At 71.2% G+C, this 16,248-nt stretch carries 11 protein-coding genes and 1 other RNA gene; 4 read left to right on the top strand and 8 right to left on the bottom strand.

Annotated features, from left to right (window positions below):
• Nucleotides 1-259: 259 nt before the first annotated feature.
• The 7 genes from QE412_RS17035 to QE412_RS17005 all read right to left on the bottom strand — a co-directional run bounded on the left by QE412_RS17035 (nucleotide 260) and on the right by QE412_RS17005 (nucleotide 9,551).
• The gene (locus QE412_RS17035) at nucleotides 260-2,791 is read right to left on the bottom strand and encodes a glycoside hydrolase family 65 protein (RefSeq protein ID WP_307486673.1); all 2,532 of its coding nucleotides are present in this window, start codon (nucleotides 2,789-2,791) and stop codon (nucleotides 260-262) included.
• A gap of 131 nt (nucleotides 2,792-2,922) precedes the next feature.
• Entirely contained in the window at nucleotides 2,923-3,657 is a 735-nt protein-coding gene (locus QE412_RS17030) for an HAD family hydrolase (protein ID WP_307486670.1), read from the bottom strand.
• Between the two features lie 77 nt (nucleotides 3,658-3,734).
• Nucleotides 3,735-4,964, bottom strand: coding sequence for an acetate/propionate family kinase (locus QE412_RS17025; protein ID WP_307486668.1), 1,230 nt, complete (start codon nucleotides 4,962-4,964; stop codon nucleotides 3,735-3,737).
• A complete protein-coding gene (gene pta, locus QE412_RS17020) occupies nucleotides 4,961-7,105 on the bottom strand; it encodes a phosphate acetyltransferase (RefSeq protein ID WP_307486666.1) in 2,145 nt (714 codons plus the stop codon). Before pta ends, QE412_RS17025 begins: the two co-directional genes overlap by 4 nt.
• Before the next feature lie 114 nt (nucleotides 7,106-7,219).
• Nucleotides 7,220-7,316, bottom strand: an RNA gene (gene ffs, locus QE412_RS17015) — signal recognition particle sRNA small type.
• Between the two features lie 20 nt (nucleotides 7,317-7,336).
• On the bottom strand, nucleotides 7,337-8,041 hold the full coding sequence (locus QE412_RS17010; protein WP_307486664.1) for a helix-turn-helix domain-containing protein: 705 nt from the start codon (nucleotides 8,039-8,041) through the stop codon (nucleotides 7,337-7,339).
• A gap of 7 nt (nucleotides 8,042-8,048) precedes the next feature.
• Entirely contained in the window at nucleotides 8,049-9,551 is a 1,503-nt protein-coding gene (locus QE412_RS17005; RefSeq protein ID WP_307486662.1) for an APC family permease, read from the bottom strand.
• Between the two features lie 202 nt (nucleotides 9,552-9,753).
• Here QE412_RS17005 and QE412_RS17000 point away from each other — a divergent pair, with 202 nt between their 5' ends.
• From QE412_RS17000 to QE412_RS16990, 3 genes are all read left to right on the top strand, one after another.
• Complete coding sequence (locus QE412_RS17000; RefSeq protein WP_307486660.1) at nucleotides 9,754-11,226, top strand: APC family permease; 1,473 nt, start codon at nucleotides 9,754-9,756, stop codon at nucleotides 11,224-11,226.
• A 76-nt stretch (nucleotides 11,227-11,302) separates the two neighbouring features.
• Entirely contained in the window at nucleotides 11,303-13,303 is a 2,001-nt protein-coding gene (locus tag QE412_RS16995; protein ID WP_307486658.1) for a primary-amine oxidase, read from the top strand.
• A gap of 4 nt (nucleotides 13,304-13,307) precedes the next feature.
• Nucleotides 13,308-13,802, top strand: coding sequence for a hypothetical protein (locus QE412_RS16990; RefSeq protein WP_307486656.1), 495 nt, complete (start codon nucleotides 13,308-13,310; stop codon nucleotides 13,800-13,802).
• A gap of 297 nt (nucleotides 13,803-14,099) precedes the next feature.
• On the opposite strand, the gene QE412_RS16985 is transcribed toward QE412_RS16990, so the two are convergent.
• Entirely contained in the window at nucleotides 14,100-15,032 is a 933-nt protein-coding gene (locus QE412_RS16985; protein ID WP_307486654.1) for an ROK family protein, read from the bottom strand.
• Between the two features lie 167 nt (nucleotides 15,033-15,199).
• Here QE412_RS16985 and QE412_RS16980 point away from each other — a divergent pair, with 167 nt between their 5' ends.
• Entirely contained in the window at nucleotides 15,200-16,246 is a 1,047-nt protein-coding gene (locus QE412_RS16980; RefSeq protein WP_307486652.1) for an AAA family ATPase, read from the top strand.
• The last annotated feature ends 2 nt before the right edge of the window (nucleotides 16,247-16,248 follow it).

The following is a 16,248-nucleotide window of genomic DNA, read 5'->3' as shown; positions in this document are numbered from 1 at the left end:
CGCGGTTCCCTCCTGCTCCGCCCCACACGCCGCCGCCCCCACGCGCGGCCCCTGTCCCCGCCCCACGAGAACAGGGCATCCACCCAGAACAGGCCCACCCCTCGGCATCCGCCCTGTCCCCACACGATCCCCTGCACCCACCGCACCACCCCGGCCCACACCACCCCGGCCCACCCGGCACCCACCGCACCACCGGGCCGCCCGGCCCCGGAAACGCCGAACGCGGCGACCCGAGGGGCCGCCGCGTTCGGAGGGGAGATCAGACGTCGAGACCGACGGCCACCGGCTCGTCGTCGTCGCTCACGATCGGGATGGCCGCCGTCACGATGGGCACCGACGCCGACAGCAGGGTGCCGTCTTCGCGGACGGATCCCTCGAGCTGGCGGATCGAGGGCCGGCCCGGCCGCACCGGCCCCTGGCCGTGCAGCGCCACGCGCACGGTCTCGCCGGGAGCGACCGTGTAGTCCACACCGCGCACGGCGAAGGCGACGGGCGAGCCCTGTGCGCCGGCGCGCAGCGTCAGCGACGTCTCGGTGAGCGTGACGTCCAGGCGCGTGCCGTGCCAGTGCAGCACGTATGACAGCTCGGGCCAGTCCGCCGGCAGGCGCGGGTCGAAGGTCAACTGCCCGAAGTGGTCGCGCATGCCGCCGAAGCCGCTGACCAGCGCCGTCCACACCCCACCGGCCGAGGCCACATGCACGCCGTCGGCGGCGTTGTGGTGCAGGTCGCCGAGGTCGACGAACGCGGCCTGACGGAAGTACTCCAGCGCGAGGTCCTGGTAGCCCACTTCGGCGGCGAGGATCGACTGCACGACCGCGGAGAGGGTGGAGTCGCCCGTGGTCAGCGGGTCGTAGTACTCGAAGTCGGCGAGCTTCTCGGCATCCGTGAAGTGGTTGCCCTGCAGGAACAGCGCGAGCACCACGTCGGCCTGCTTGAGCACCTGGTACCGGTAGATCACCAGCGGGTGAAAGTGCAGCAGCAGGGGGCGCTGATCGGGCGGGGTGTTCTCGAGGTCCCAGATCTCGCGCTCGAGGAACACGGCGTCTTGGGGATGGATGCCGAGGGCCTCGCTGAAGGGGATGTGCATCGCCTCGGCCGCCTTGTCCCAGCGCTCGGGCTCCGAGGGGTCGAGGTTCATGCGGTCGGCCATGGCGGCGTACGCGTCGGGATCGTTCTCGGCGAGCTCGCGCACGGTGCGCGCCGCGAAGCGGAGGTTGAAGCGTGCCATGACGTTGGTGAACAGGTTGTCGTTGACGACGGTGGTGTACTCGTCGGGCCCGGTCACGCCGTGGATGTGGAACGAGTCGTGCTCGCCGTGATCGGCGGCGTCGCTGGAACGCCAGAACCCCAGCGTCGACCACAGACGCGCCGTGTCGACGGCGATGTCGACGCCCTCGCGGGCGAGGAACTCCTCGTCACCCGTCGCCCGCACGTACTTCGCCAGGGCGAAGGCGACGTCGGCGTTGATGTGGTACTGCGCGGTACCGGCGGCGTAGTAGGCCGAGGCTTCCTCGCCGTTGATCGTGCGCCAGGGGAACAGGGCACCGGCCTCGTTGAGCTGGTGCGCGCGTTTGCGCGCCGCCGGCAGCATCAGGTAGCGCATGCGCAGGGCGTTTCGCGCCCACAGCGGCGACGTGTACGCCAGGAACGGCAGCACGTAGACCTCGGTGTCCCAGAAGTAGTGGCCGCTGTAGCCCGATCCGGTGACGCCCTTGGCGGGCACGCCCTGCCCGTCGGCGCGCGCCGCGGCCTGCGCGAGCTGGAACAGGCACCAGCGGGTGGCCTGCTGCAGCTCGCCCTGTCCGCCGATGCGCACGTCGGAGCGGTCCCAGAAGTCCGCGTACCAGGCGATCTGCTGCGCGAAGAGCCCGTCGATGCCCGCCTCGACCGCGCGGTCGAGCGTGCGGCGGCAGCGGTCGAGCAACTCGCCCGTGGGCACGCCCCGCGACGTGTGATAGCTGACGAGCTTGGTGATCGTGGTGGGCACGCCCGCCCGCGCGTGCACGCGGAAGACGTTCTTGGCGATGTCGGGCTCGACGAGCTGACGCGAGGTGTACTCGTTCGCGGTGTCGACGAGGTGGTCGGCGATGACACCGAGGGTCATGTTCGAGTCGGTCACCTCGTAGCTCAGCGCCGACCGGTTGCCGTCCTGCCAGTACTCCCGCGGCTGCAGCACGCGGTCGCTGAGCTTCTCGGTCTTACGCGGGTCGAAACCGGACTGCTTGGATGCCATCGGCGAGCCGCCGTAGATGCCCTCGCCGTCCTGGCGGTTGAGCAGCTGGCTGCTGACGGTGACGGGCGCGTCGGCGTCGAGCACGGTGACGGTCAGGCGCAGCACCGCGAGATGCTTCTCGTCGAACGAGACGAATCGCTCGTCTTCGATGCGCACGCGCTTGCCGGAGGGGGTCACCCACAGGAGATGGCGGCGGAGGATGCCCTGGCGCATGTCGAGCACGCGCTCGTACTCGCGCACGTCGGCGACGTCGAGCGACAGCGGCTCGTCGTCGACGTAGACGCGCATGACCTTGGCATCGGGTGCGTTGATGATCGTCTGCCCGACCTCGGCGAAGCCGTAGGCCTGCTCGGCGTGACGGATGGGGAACGTTTCGTGGAAGCCGTTGATGAACGTGCCCTGTTCGAGGGCGAACCGACCCTCGATGGAGTTGCCGCGCAGGCCCAGGTAGCCGTTTCCGACGGCGAAAAGGGTCTCGGTGACCCCCACGTCGTCGAGCGAGAACTGCGTCTCGACGAGACGCCACTCGTCGATGGGGAAACGATCGCGATCGATCATCGGGGCGTGCCTTCCGGTGGCAGGGTCGGGTCGACGCGAACAGCCGCTGGCCGTGCGCGCGGGTGATGCGCGGGTGTTACTCGGGTTCGCCGCTCGGAGACGGTGTGGGGCTCGTCGCGGGAGGCGATGGCTCAGTCTACGAACGCGGCGAGGTCGTCGACGACCACCGACGCTCCGGCGCCGGCGAGATCGTCGGCTCCGGCGCCGCGGTTCACCCCGACGACGACGGCGTACCCCGCGGCGACGGCCGACTGCACACCGCTCAGCGCGTCTTCGACGGCGACCGAACGAGCGGGATCGACGCCGAGCATGCGGGCCCCCTCGGCGAAGACGTCGGGGGCGGGCTTGGATGCCAGGTGGTCGCGCTCGGCGACGACACCGTCCATGACGACGGGGAAGCGTTCTCGCAGCCCGGCTGCCTCGAGCACCTCGACGGCGTTCTTCGAGCTCGACACGACCGCGATGGGGATGCCGGCGGCTTGGAGCACGTCGAGGAGGGCGACGGAACCCGGGTAGGGCGCGATGCCCTCGGCGCGCAGAATGCGGGAGAAGACGGCGTTCTTGCGGTTGCCGACGCCGCAGACGGTGTCTTCGGAGGGGTCGTCGGAGGGGTCGCCCCACGGCACCTCGACGTCGCGACTGCGCAGCAGGCTCGCCACGCCGTCATAGCGCTTCTTGCCGTCGACGTACTCGAAGTAGTCGCGGTCGGTGTACGCGGGCTCGATCTTCCACGCCGCGAACAGCTCGTCGAACATCTCTTTCCACGCCCGCATGTGCACTTCGGCGGTGGGGGTGAGCACTCCGTCGAGGTCGAACAGCACCCCGTCGTACGCGGTGAGATCGGGCAGTGCGGGGGTGTCGGTCACGGCGTGCTCCCTGTCGGCAAAGAAGTCGAACGGCCGCCCCAGGCGCCGCGGTGATCAGCGTAGTGGCGAGGGGTGGATCAGGAGGTGACCGAGAGCGTCTGGCGGGCGATCTCGAGTTCTTCGTTGGTCGGTACGACGAGCACCTCGACCCGCGAGGAATCGGTCGAGATCCGGCGGGCCCCGCGGCCTCTCGTCGCGTTGCGCTCGGGGTCGATCTCGACGCCCGCGAAGCCGAGCGTGGCCATAGCCTCTTCGCGCACGCGGATCGAGTTCTCACCGACGCCCGCGGTGAACGAGATGACATCGACACCGTCGAGCTGGGCGAGGTAGGCACCCGCGTAGGCGCGGAGGCGGTGGATGTAGACGTCGAAGGCGAGCTGGGCCGCCGGGTCGCCGGCGTCGCGTCGCTCGCCGATGTCGCGCATGTCGCTGACACCCGCGAGGCCCTTGAGACCCGAGCGCTTGTTGAGCAGGGTGTCGAGGTCGGCGATCGACATGTCGGCGCGGCGGGCGAGCTGGAACAGCACGGCCGGGTCGAGGTCGCCCGAGCGCGTGCCCATGACCAACCCCTCGAGCGGGGTGAGCCCCATCGAGGTGTCGACGGAACGTCCGCCCTCGATCGCCGTGACCGACGCCCCGTTTCCGAGGTGGAACACGATCTGCTTGAGCTCGGTCAGGGGTCGGCCCACGAAGGCGGCGGCGGCCTCGCTGACGAACTTGTGGCTCGTGCCGTGAAAGCCGTAGCGGCGGATGCGGTGCGCCTCGGCCAGCTCTCGGTCGATCGCGTACGTGTAAGCCTCGGGGGCGAGCGACTGGTGGAAGGCGGTGTCGAAGACGGCGACGTGGGGAACATCGGGGAAAGCCTTCTTGGCTGCGACGATACCGGCGAGGTTCGCGGGGTTGTGCAAGGGCGCCAGCACCGACAGCTCGTCGATGTTGATCTCGACCAGCGGGGTGATGACGGTCGGCTCGAAGAAGCGCGCACCGCCGTGCACGACGCGATGGCCGACGGCGACGGGGGCCTGGTCTTCGAGCGAGGGACCGTGCGCGGCGAAGGCTTCGAGCATGACGGCGAACCCGGCGGTGTGGTCGGGGATCTCACGTTCGATCGTGAACGTGGCATCCGTCACCGCGGGCGCATCGCCGAACCCGGCGAGCGCTGCGGCCTCGACGGTGTGCTCGGCGATGCCCGTGGTCTCGCCGATGCGCTCGACCAGACCCGACGCGAGCACCCGCTCGTGCTGCATGTCGAGCAGCTGGTACTTGAACGACGACGAACCGCTGTTGACGACGAGCACCACGCTCACTTGTCGCTCCCCTGTGCCTGGATCGCGGTGATCGCGATCGTGTTGACGATGTCGTCGACGAGAGCGCCGCGCGACAGGTCGTTGATGGGCTTGTTCAACCCCTGCAGCACCGGGCCGATGGCGACAGCGCCGGCGGAGCGTTGGACCGCCTTGTAGGTGTTGTTGCCGGTGTTGAGGTCGGGGAAGACGAACACCGTGGCGCGTCCGGCGACGGCGGAGTTCGGCATCTTCGCCCGCGCGACGGCCGCGTCGGCGGCGGCGTCGTACTGGATGGGCCCCTCGACCAGCAGTTCGGGGGCGCGCTCGCGCACGAGGGCGGTGGCCGCGCGCACCTTCTCGACGTCGGCTCCGGTGCCCGATTCGCCCGTCGAGTACGACAGCATCGCCACGCGCGGCTCGATGCCGAACTGGTCGGCGGTCGCCGCCGACGACACGGCGATGTCGGCGAGCTGCTCGCTCGTGGGATCGGGGATGACGGCGCAGTCGCCGTAGACGAGTACGCGGTCGGCGAGCGCCATGAGGAAGACGCTCGAGACCACCGAGACGCCGGGGGCGGTCTTGATGATCTCGAACGCCGGGCGGATGGTGTGCGCGGTGGTGTGCGCCGCCCCCGAGACCATGCCGTCGGCCAGGCCCATGTGCACCATGAGCGTGCCGAAGTACGACACGTCGGTGACCGTGTCGGCCGCCTGCGCGTACGTGACGCCCTTGTGGGCACGCAGCCGCGCGTACTCGGTCGCGAACTTATCGACGTGGACCGCGTCGAAGGGACTCAGCACCTCGGCGTCGCGGATGTCGATGCCGAGCTCGATCGCGCGCCCGCGCACCTCGATCGGCTCGCCCAGGATCGTGAGGTCGGCGATGCCGCGCGAGAGCACCGTCGCGGCGGCGCGCAGGACCCGGTCGTCGGTGCCCTCGGGCAGGACGATACGGCGCTTGTCGGTGCGCGCGCGGTCGACCAGACCGTATTCGAACATCAACGGGGTCACGACGCTCGGACGTGCGACGCCCAGCTCGCGCGTGAGCAGCTCGGTGTCGACGTGACGCTCGAACATCGCCAGCGCGGTGTCGTACCGGCGCTGGGAGTCGGCGGCGAGCCGCCCCCGCGTGTTCATGATGCGCACGGCCGTGTCGTAGGTGCCGAGGTCGGTCGCGATGATCGGCAGTGGCGAGCCGAGGCCGTCGATGAGGCGCACGATGGCGTCGGGCAACTCGAATCCACCGTTCAGCACCACGCCGGCCAGCGACGGGAACGTCCCCGAGGCGTTGGCGAGCAGCGTCGCGAGGAGCACCTCGGTGCGGTCGGCGGGGATCACGATGACCGCCGACTCCTTCAGGCGCGGCAGCACGTTGACCATCGACATGCCCGCCACGACCACGCCCAGCACCTCGCGGGTGAGCAGTGCGGGGTCACCCTTGATGAGCTCACCCTCGACCGAGCGCAACACGCCACGCATGGAGGGGGCGATGAGGAAGCGGTCTTCGGGCAGGGCCCACACCGGCACGGGCCGGCGCTCGTCGGACGAAGTGATCGGCAGGGTGTCGATGACCTGGCGGACGGATGCCACGACGCCGTCGAGTTCGTCGGGGTCGGCGCGGTTCACGATGACGGCGAACACCTCGGCGCGCTCGTGGACGAGTTCGGCGACCGCAAGCGACGCGATCTGCCCGACCTCGTGCGGGGTGCGCGCCACCGAGAGGCCGAGCGTCTCGCTCTGCCCCTGCTGCGCACGTCCGCCGAGCACCAGCAGCACGGGGGCACCCAGGTTGGCGGCGATGCGCGCGTTGTACGCGAGCTCGGCGGGGCTGCCGACGTCGGTGTAATCGCTACCGATCACGACCACGGCGTCGCACTGCGCCTCGACGGCCTTGTACCGCTCGACGATGCGGCCGAGAGCCGCGTCGGCGTCGTCGCGCACGTCGTCGTAGGTGACGCCCACGACGTCGTCGTAGGCGAGGTCGACGCCATCGTGGTCGAGCAACATCTCGAGCACGTAGTCGCGCTCGGCGGTCGAACGCGCGATGGGCCGGAACACCCCCACGCGCGGAGTCACGCGGCTCAAAGCGTCGAGGACGCCCAGAGCGACGGTGGATTTACCCGAGTGACCCTCGGCCGACGTGATGTAGATGCTCTGCGTCACGTGTCCAGCCTATTGCGGGCCGACGACATCGCCCGGGGGTTGCTTCGGCATCGAGTGATCAGGAGCGCGGCTGACGCGGGAGCTCGACCGGAGAGCCGAGCTGTTTCCGGGCAAAGAAAAGACCCTCCGCGCACCCGGTAGAGCCTGGTTACCCTTGCTACGTTTCCGTCCTGGGGGAGTTGGCCTGGATGCCGCCACGCGGAGAGCCGCATACAGCTTAGCCGATCCGCGTCACACCATGAGCGGGGCCAGGGCATCGGCCGCCGGGCGCAGCTGCGCGAGCACCCCGTCGGGCTCGTCGACGCGGTGACGGGCGCCCGAGAACGCCAGGGCACCGGCCAGCACTCCCGCGCCGTCGCGGATCGGCAGTGCGAGGCATCCGGTGGTCGCGGTGATCTCGCCGCTCTGGCGTGTCGCACCCCAGCGCGCCAGGTCGGCGCGCGCCGCCTCGATCACCTCGCCGGTGGCGGCGGGATCCTCGACGAGGAGCAGGCGCCCGAGGGCGAACCGCTCGGGTTCCCGCGCCAGCCGCGCCTCGTCGGAGAGCGGGAAATCCGGATCGGAATCGACGACGACGATACGCCGATCGACGTAGAGCGCGACGTGCACGCCGCCGCGCAGCACACGACGGGCGTCGTCGACCACCGAACGCGCCGCCGACGACAGTCGCACGGGTGGCGAGGCGACGGCCGCGAGCTGCGCGACCTTCGCTCCGAGTGCGAAGCCGGCCAGGTCGGGGGTGCGCACCAGGTACTCGTCCTCGACGAGGAGGTTCACCAGACGATAGGTGGTGGCGCGCGGCAGGCCCAGCTCGGCGGAGATGCGCTGGGCGCTCACCCCCGCTCCCAGGTGCGCGACCGCCTCGAGAACCGACAACGCCGAGTGCACCGCACCCGGCTGACGGGCCGACAGGGCCGGCGCCGCGGTCTCTCGCACGCCCGGCTCACGCATCATCGTGGCGGCGCGGCGAGGGCACTCCCCCGAGCACCTGGGCGGCGACGGGCTCGTCGTAGCGGCCGATCGCCTCGAGACCGTGTCGGCGCCGCAGCACGCCGATCAGGACGGCAGCCGTGACGGCGAGCACCATGACGACGACTCCCGCGGTGCCGCCGGCCGCCGCGTCGTCGACGAAGAACGCCACGAGGGCCGCGGCGAGCGCGCACGCGGAGAGACCGGCGATCACGGCCGATACCGGGGTCAGCTCGCGGATGCGCCGAAGGAAGACGGGGGCGGCCACGCAGACCAGGACGTACGACACGATGTACCCCGCGGCGCCGACCGACAGCGTCACGTGCATCGCATCGCGCACCGGCACCCCTGCGCCGACGAGTACGAGCGGAACCCCGGCGATGACCGGAAGCGCGGCACCCACCGCCGCCGCGGGAGTGCCGAACCGGCGGTGTGCGCGGCCCAGCGACGCGGGCAGCACACCGTCACGACTCATCGCGAACAGCACGCGCACGAGGGCGGTGGTCGTGCCGATCGCGCAGGCCAGGAAGGAGGCGGCGATGCCGATGTCGGCGACCACGCCCCAGCCGCCCAGGCCGTAGGCGGCGGCCAGGTCGTTGACCGGGGAGGCGCTGGCCGCCAGATCGCCGCCGAGGGCGTCGAAGCCGGCGACCTGCGTCACCGCGGCCAGAACGTACAGCGCCGCCGACAGCACGACCGTGCCCGTGATGGCCCGCGGGACGTTGCGCAGCGGCGAGATCGACTCGACGCCCAGGGTCGTCGCCGATTCGAACCCGACGAAAGCGGTCAGCGCGATGACCGCGCCGGCCGCGAGAGCGACGGGGTCCAGCCCGCCCGCTGTGCGCGCGCCGATCACCGCAGCCACGTCCACGGGTCCGATGCTCACCAGCAGTACGCACAGCAGCACGACGATGAGCGCGACCGACAGGGACTCGACGACGAGAGCGGCGCGCGCCGACACCCGGATGCCGCGCACCAGCACGAACGCGACGAGCGCCGCCTCGACGATCACGGCGCCGGCGGTCACGAGCGGGCGGTCGAGCGCGGGCCAGATCCCGGCCAGCAGGTAGGTGGCGTAGTAGCCGCCCCCGAGCAGGGCGAACATCGCCACGGCGGCGTACCCGGTGAGGATCGCCGCCCCCGCGGCGAGCCCCGCGCGGGTGCCGAGACCGCGCGCGGTGTAGGTGTAGAGCCCACCAGCGGCGGCGAAGCGGCGTGCGAACTCCCCGACCGTCCGGGCGACGCACAGGCTCAGCACCGCGGCGGCGACGATCGCGGGCACGGTGATGCCGGGCGCGACGCCCGCGACGAGAAGCACCACCGTCGTCGCGGCGGCGGCAGGGGCGACGGCCGCCACCGACTGCGCGGCGAGGTCGACGATGCCGATGCGGCGGCGTCCCAGACCGTGCAGGGGGGATCGGTGGCCGAATCCAGCGACGGGATCGGGTCGCGCGATGGCGCGGGAAAGTGCGGTCATATCGTCTCCGTCGGGATGCGCCCGACCGTACGCCGCGGGCATTGCCCCACCGCGACACCCGTGTTTCGGGCTCGTGTCCCCGACTGAGACAGCGTGCGCGGGGCGTCTCAGTCGCGGCTCACACACTTTCACACCGGCTCAACGGCGGGGCAACGCACCGGGAGGAACCTCGGTGGCACACCCGAACACGTAAGGAACCGACATGACCCAGCTCGAATCGAAGGGGGTGGCGGCGTCGGCGAAGCGGACGCTGCAAGGCTCCCTGGGCGTCACGGCGATCGTCTTCATGGTCGTCGCCGCCGCCTCGCCGCTCACCGTCGTCGGAGGCGCCGCGCCCCTCGGCATCCTGATCGGCAACGGCGCGGGCTTCCCGACGCTGTATGCGATCAGCGCCGTCATCCTGCTGCTGTTCGCCGTGGGTCTGGCCGCCATGACGCGGCACGTGCCCCGCCCCGGCGCATTCTTCACCTATATCGGGTACGGCCTCGGTCGCCCCTCGGGCCTGGCCGCGGCGTGGACCGCGATGCTCACGTACACGACCATCCAGGTCTCGGTGTACGGCTACATCGGCTACCTGCTCGAGATCACCGTCGTCTCGCTCGGCGGTCCGGACCTCGCGTGGTGGCTGTACGCCCTCGCGGTCGTCGGGCTCGTCGGCATCCTGGGCTACCGCCACATCGACCTCTCGAGCAAAGTGCTCGGCGTGCTGCTGGTGGCCGAGGTCGCGATCGTGCTCGCGCTCGTCGCCGCGGTCGTCTTCAACGGCGGCCCCGAGGGCCTGAGCGCAGCGCCCTTCGAGCCGGCGAACGTGCTCAGCGGCTCCCCCGGCGTCGGTCTGATGTTCGCGATCGCGGCGTTCATCGGCTTCGAGGCGACGGCCATCTTCCGCGACGAGGCCCGCGACCCCGACCGCACGATCCCCCGCGCGACCTACGGCGCCGTGATCGGCATCGGTGTCTTCTACACGCTCGCCTCGTGGGGCCTGGTGATGGCGTGGGGCCCGAACGGGATCATGGCCGCCGCGGAAGACCCCGGCACCCTGATGCTGCGCACGGTCGCCCTGTACCTCGGCACGGTCGGCGAGATCATCGTCAACGTCCTGCTGCTGACGTCGATGTTCGCGTGCGTGCTGTCGTTCCACAACGTGCTCACCCGCTACCAGCACGCGATGGCCGGCGCCGGGGTGCTCCCCGACCGCGTGGCCGGCGTTCACGCGAAGCACCTCTCGCCGCACGTGTCGTCGATCGTGCAGACGGTCACGGCCGCGGCGCTCACGGCGATCTTCGCGGTGCTGAACCTCGACCCGCTGCTGCAGGTGTTCACGTGGTTCGCCGGCGTCGCGACCCTCGCCATCGCGATCCTCATGGCCGCGACCTCGGTCGCCGTGATCGTGTACTTCGCCCGCACCCGCGCCGACCGCCGCGTGTGGAACACGATCATCGCCCCCGCGCTCGGCTTCGTGGGGCTCGCGGTGTCGGCCGTGATCATCGTCGTGTACTTCCCGATCATGGTCGGCGACGTCGACGGCGACGGGAACCCGGTCTTCGGCGCCGTGAGCTGGGCGCTGCTCGCTCTCGTGGTGCTCTTCCCCGTGCTCGGCTACGCCCAGGCCGCGTGGATCCGCCGCCGCCGTCCCGCCGCCTACGCCAAGCTCACCGACACCATCGCGGGCTGATCCCGGATGCCGCGGCCCCGGCGCCGCGGCATCCATCGCCCTTTCGTCCCACCCGCCACACCCCGAGAGAGACACCATGACGCTCACCGACCCGACCTCGACCGCCTTCGTCGCCCCCGCGACGCCCGCCCACCCCCTGGCATCCCTCTCCCCCGACGAGATCACCGCCGTCCACGCGGTCGTGGCCGCACTCGACGGCGTCGACGAGGCCACCCGCTTCGCCTACGTCGGCCTCGAAGAAGCACCCAAGGGCGAGGTGCTCGCCTGGGAGCGCGGCGAGACCGCCTTCCCGGAGCGCCGCGCGCGCGTGCAGTTGCTGAACCTGCGCACCGCCCACTCGCTCGACCTCGTCGTCTCGCTCCCGACCGGCGAGGTGCTGCGCTCCACCGAGCTCGACGGGTCGGACGGGCAGCTGCCGATCCTCGACGCGGAGTTCGAGGAGGTCGGCGTCATCGCGAACGAGAGCGCCGAGTGGATCGCCGCCCTCGCCGCGCGCGGACTCACCACCGCCGACGTCGTGCTCGTCCCCCTCTCGGCCGGGCACTACGGCTACGAGAACGAGGTGGGCCGCCGGGTGCTGCGCACCTTCGCGTTCCGGCAGGACCACCCCGCCGACCACCCGTGGGCGCACCCCGTCGACGGACTCACCGCCTACATCGACGTCGCCGACCGCAGAATCATCGAGATCGTCGACACCCCCGGGTTCACCGTGCCCGAGACGCACGGCAACTTCGACGACCCCGAGCTGCAAGGCCCGCCGCTGGAGGGGCTCAAGCCCATCGTCATCACCCAGCCCGAGGGCTCGAGCTTCACCGTCGACGGCGAGCACGTCACGTGGGGTGAGTGGGACCTGCGCATCGGCTTCGACACCCGCGAGGGCCTGATCCTGCGCCAGCTGTCGTTCGCCGGGCGCCCCGTGATGTACCGCGGCTCGATCAGCGAGATGGTCGTGCCTTACGCCGACCCCGCCCCCAACCGCTTCTGGCAGAACTACTTCGACACCGGCGAGTACCTCTTCGGCCGCTACACGAACGAGCTCGAGCTCGGCTGCGACTGCGTCGGCGACATCACCTACGTCGACGCCGTGCTGTCGGACGAGAACGGGATGCCGCGCACCGTCCGCAACGCGGTGTGCATGCACGAGGAGGACTTCGGCACCCTCTGGAAGCACACCGACATCTTCACGGGATCCAGCGAGGTCCGTCGCTCGCGGCGCCTGGTCATCTCCTTCTTCACCACGGTCGGCAACTACGACTACGGCTTCTACTGGTACCTCTACCTCGACGGCACCATCGAGTGCGAGGCGAAGCTCACCGGCATCCTGTTCACCTCCGCGTACCCGGGCGAGGACTACCCCTTCGCCTCCGAGGTGGCCCCCGGGCTCGGCGCGCCGTACCACCAGCACCTGTTCTCGGCGCGGCTCGACATGACCGTCGACGGGGTCGCCAACGTCGTCAACGAGATCGACGCCGTGCGCCTGCCGATCTCCGAGACCAACCCGGCCGGCAACGCCTTCACGAAGAAGGTGACGCCGATCGCCTCCGAGAAGGTGTCGGGCCGGGTCGCCGACGGCGCTCTCAACCGCGTGTGGCAGATCGCCTCGACCGAGAAGACGACCGAGCGCGGACAGGCGACCTCGTATGTGCTCTTCCCGACCGAGACGCCCGTGCTGCTCGCCGACGACGCCTCCTCGATCGCCTCGCGCGCCGCCTTCGCCACGAAGAACCTCTTCGTCACGAAGTACGACCCCGACGAGCGCTACGCCGCGGGCGACTTCGTCAACCAGCACCCCGGTGGTGCCGGCATCCCGGCCTTCATCGCGGGCGACGAGCCGCTCGTCGGCGAAGACGTCGTGCTCTGGCACACCTTCGGTCTCACGCACTTCCCGCGCAACGAGGACTGGCCGGTCATGCCCATGGACTACGCCAAGTTCACGCTCAAGCCGTACAACTTCTTCGAGCGCAACCCCGTGCTGAACGTTCCCGCACCGGCGAACACGCACTGCGCGCCCGCGGCACACGCGGCCCCCGCCGATGCGCACGGCCACGGCGAGTCCGCCTCCGGATGCCACTGCTGAGGCGATGAGCGACATCCTCCACGCCTGGGCGGTCGCCCCCGCCGCGGTCGGTGCCTGCTGTCTGGCAGCCGACCGCGCGCGGGTGCGGCCGCCCGAGGTCATGGCATCCGTGCTGATGCTGCTCGCCATGCTCGACGCGGGGCTGTCCCGGCTCGTCGCGCCCGTGTGGTGGACGGCGATGCTGCTCGCCGGTGCCGTCACCCTCGCCATATGGCGACGACCGCGCCAGCGCCGCCCGCCGCGGGTGCCCGCGCTCATGACGATGCACACGACGCTCGGGATGATCGTGATGGCGGGGTTGCAGGTCGGGATGGCCGGGCACGCGGGTACCTCTGGCCACGCCCACGGGCTCGACCCGGCCCCCGTCCTCATCGGCGCGGCGACCGTCTATGCCGTGCTGTCCGTCGGGGTGATAGGGCGGATGCCGGCACGACTCGACCGAGGGCAGATCGGCGCGATGGCGGCATCCGTCGTTCTCATGGCCGTCGCGACGTGGTGACCCCGGCCGGGATGACGACCGAGTGTCCGCGCACACCGCGACGCGCCGCAATGCGCCGCCCCGAACCACATCCGCTCGCGTCGCTGCGCGAGCGATGCCAGGGGCGCGGACCGACCGACGGGCAGCAACGCGGCAATCACCGCCGTGGCGAGGCTGACCACCGCCGCGACCAGGAGGGCCGGGACCACACCGACCCCCTCCGCGAGGAGACCTGCCGCCCCGGCGCCGAGGGGCTGACCGCCCCACGCGATCATGCGGGCGGTCGCGGTCCCGCGGTCTCTTGAAGGAGACTCAACCTCAGGACTGCAGCGCGAGGGCCGCCGCCCCCAGCAGCGGGCCGTCGCCGTCGAGGCCCGAGCCGACGATGCGGCAGCGTCGCGCGTAGGCGTGGAGCGAGGCGGCCTGCGCCGCCGCGCGCACCTGGTCGATGTAGTCGGGCGCGACCTGCGAGAAGCCTCCCGCGATCGCGACGGCCTCGAGGTCGCAGAGCGTCACCGCCGCCGCGATCGCCTGCCCCACGGCCGTGGCCGAGCGGCTCACGGCCGCGATCGCGACCGGATCGCCCGCCGCGTGGGCGGCCGCGAGGTCGAGACCGGTCTCGCCCTGCCACCCCTGCCGCTGAGCCCAGGCGACCGTCCCCGGTCCGGCCGCGACGGCCTCGAGAGTGGATGCCACGACCTCGTCGCCCTCGATCGTGCGCACGAAGATCTGGCCGAGGTGGCCCGCGTTGCCGCTGGCGCCCGTGACGGGCTGCCCGCCCAGGACGAACCCGCCGCCCACGCCCGTCGACACGACGATCGCCATGGCGTCGTCGCAACCGACGAGCGCCCCCCGCCAGTGCTCGGCGAGCGCGATGCACGTGCCGTCGAGCGCGAGATGGAGGGGACCGTCGACGAGACCGCCGAGCACCTCGTCGATGGGAAGCCCCGCTGCCAGCGGCAGGTTCAGCGGCGACACCGAGCGCGAGGCCAGGTCGACCGGCCCCGCGCTGCCGACGCCGATCGCGCCGACGACCGCGTCGGGGACCGCCGCGAGCGCCGTCTCGGCCACCTCCCGCACGTTCCGGGCGATCGTGTCGCGATCGTTGTCGCGGCCGGTCGGACGGCGCGCGACACTCGCGCGTACGACCTCGCCCGAGAGCGACACGACGGCCGCGTCGACCTTGGTCCCGCCGATGTCGACGGCGAGCACGTGGGTGAAGGCGGGAAGGGAGGGGGTGACATCGGACATGCACGGGCTCCTCGGATGGACCAACGCTCCCCGATCCTAGGGGGCGGTGCATCAGCCGAGTGACGCCTGAACGCCCGCCCGTTTCCGACCTCGGTGTCGGCGACCCGGGTTACGATCAGGTCACGGTGGCCGCCACGCGCCTCCGCCCACGCGATCCGAGGGATGCCATGGACGAGACGGTCACGCCCGAAGCGATCTCGCGAGTTCACCGCGCCGACACCGCCCCGGCCCGACCCGGGATCGACGAACCGCTCACCACGGCATCGTTCGCCCGGCTCACCGGCGACATCGTGGCATCCATCTCGCGCGTCATCGACGGCAAGCCCGACGCCGTGCGCAGCGCTCTCATCGCCCTGCTGGCCGAGGGCCACCTGCTGATCGAAGACGTGCCCGGCGTCGGCAAGACGATGCTGGCACGCGCCCTGGCCGCCACCGTCGACGCCGACGTGCGCCGCATCCAGTTCACTCCCGACCTGCTGCCCGGCGACATCACCGGAGTGTCGGTGTTCAACCCGGTGCAGCGGCAGTTCGAGTTCACGCCCGGGGCGGTGTTCGCCCACATCGTCATCGCCGACGAGATCAACCGATCCTCGCCCAAGACGCAGTCGTCGCTGCTGGAGGCGATGGAAGAGCGGCAGGTGAGCGTCGACGGTCGCACGCACGTGCTGCCGTCGCCCTTCCTCGTGGTGGCGACGCAGAACCCGCTCGAGATGGAGGGGACGTACGCGCTCCCCGAGGCGCAGCGCGACAGGTTCTTGCTGCGCATCTCGATGGGGTATCCCGATGCCGCCGCCGAGGCGCTCATGCTGCGACAGCGCGACACCGTCAACCCGCTCGACGCGCTCGCGCCTGTCGTCTCGGCGCGCCAGGTGACGGCGATGATCGCCTGGGCCCGCGGGGTGCACGTGGCCCCTGCCCTCGAGGAGTACGTCGTGGCGCTGGCGCAGGCCACGCGCTCGCACCCCGACATCCGCCTGGGCGCGAGCCCCCGGGCGACGCTGCAGCTCGTGCGCGCCGCGAAGGTGCGCGCCGCTCTCGACGGCCGGTCGTACGTCATCCCCGACGACATCACGGCACTGCTGTCGCCCGTGTTCGCTCACCGCCTGATCGCCAACCGCTCCGCCGCGGGCGGACGCGCCGGTGCCGCGGTGGTCGCCGATGCGCTGGAGCGCATCGCGGCGAGCGTGCGCGTTCCGCTGGCGCCGCGCCCGTGAGT

It is taken from the genome of Microbacterium trichothecenolyticum (assembly GCF_030818955.1).
Lineage (GTDB): Bacteria > Actinomycetota > Actinomycetes > Actinomycetales > Microbacteriaceae > Microbacterium > Microbacterium trichothecenolyticum_B.
Note: the sequence above shows the minus strand (reverse complement) of the source record. Positions and strands in the feature narration are given on the sequence as shown.

Excerpts from the sequence above, each read along its gene's own strand:
- QE412_RS16995 (WP_307486658.1), top strand. The coding sequence starts at position 11,303 with ATGACGCTCACCGACCCGACCTCGACCGCCTTCGTCGCCCCCGCGACG.
- QE412_RS17005 (WP_307486662.1), bottom strand. The coding sequence starts at position 9,551 with ATGACCGCACTTTCCCGCGCCATCGCGCGACCCGATCCCGTCGCTGGA.
- QE412_RS16985 (WP_307486654.1), bottom strand. The coding sequence starts at position 15,032 with ATGTCCGATGTCACCCCCTCCCTTCCCGCCTTCACCCACGTGCTCGCC.
- QE412_RS17035 (WP_307486673.1), bottom strand. The coding sequence starts at position 2,791 with ATGATCGATCGCGATCGTTTCCCCATCGACGAGTGGCGTCTCGTCGAG.
- QE412_RS16990 (WP_307486656.1), top strand. The coding sequence starts at position 13,308 with ATGAGCGACATCCTCCACGCCTGGGCGGTCGCCCCCGCCGCGGTCGGT.
- QE412_RS16980 (WP_307486652.1), top strand. The coding sequence starts at position 15,200 with ATGGACGAGACGGTCACGCCCGAAGCGATCTCGCGAGTTCACCGCGCC.
- QE412_RS17000 (WP_307486660.1), top strand. The coding sequence starts at position 9,754 with ATGACCCAGCTCGAATCGAAGGGGGTGGCGGCGTCGGCGAAGCGGACG.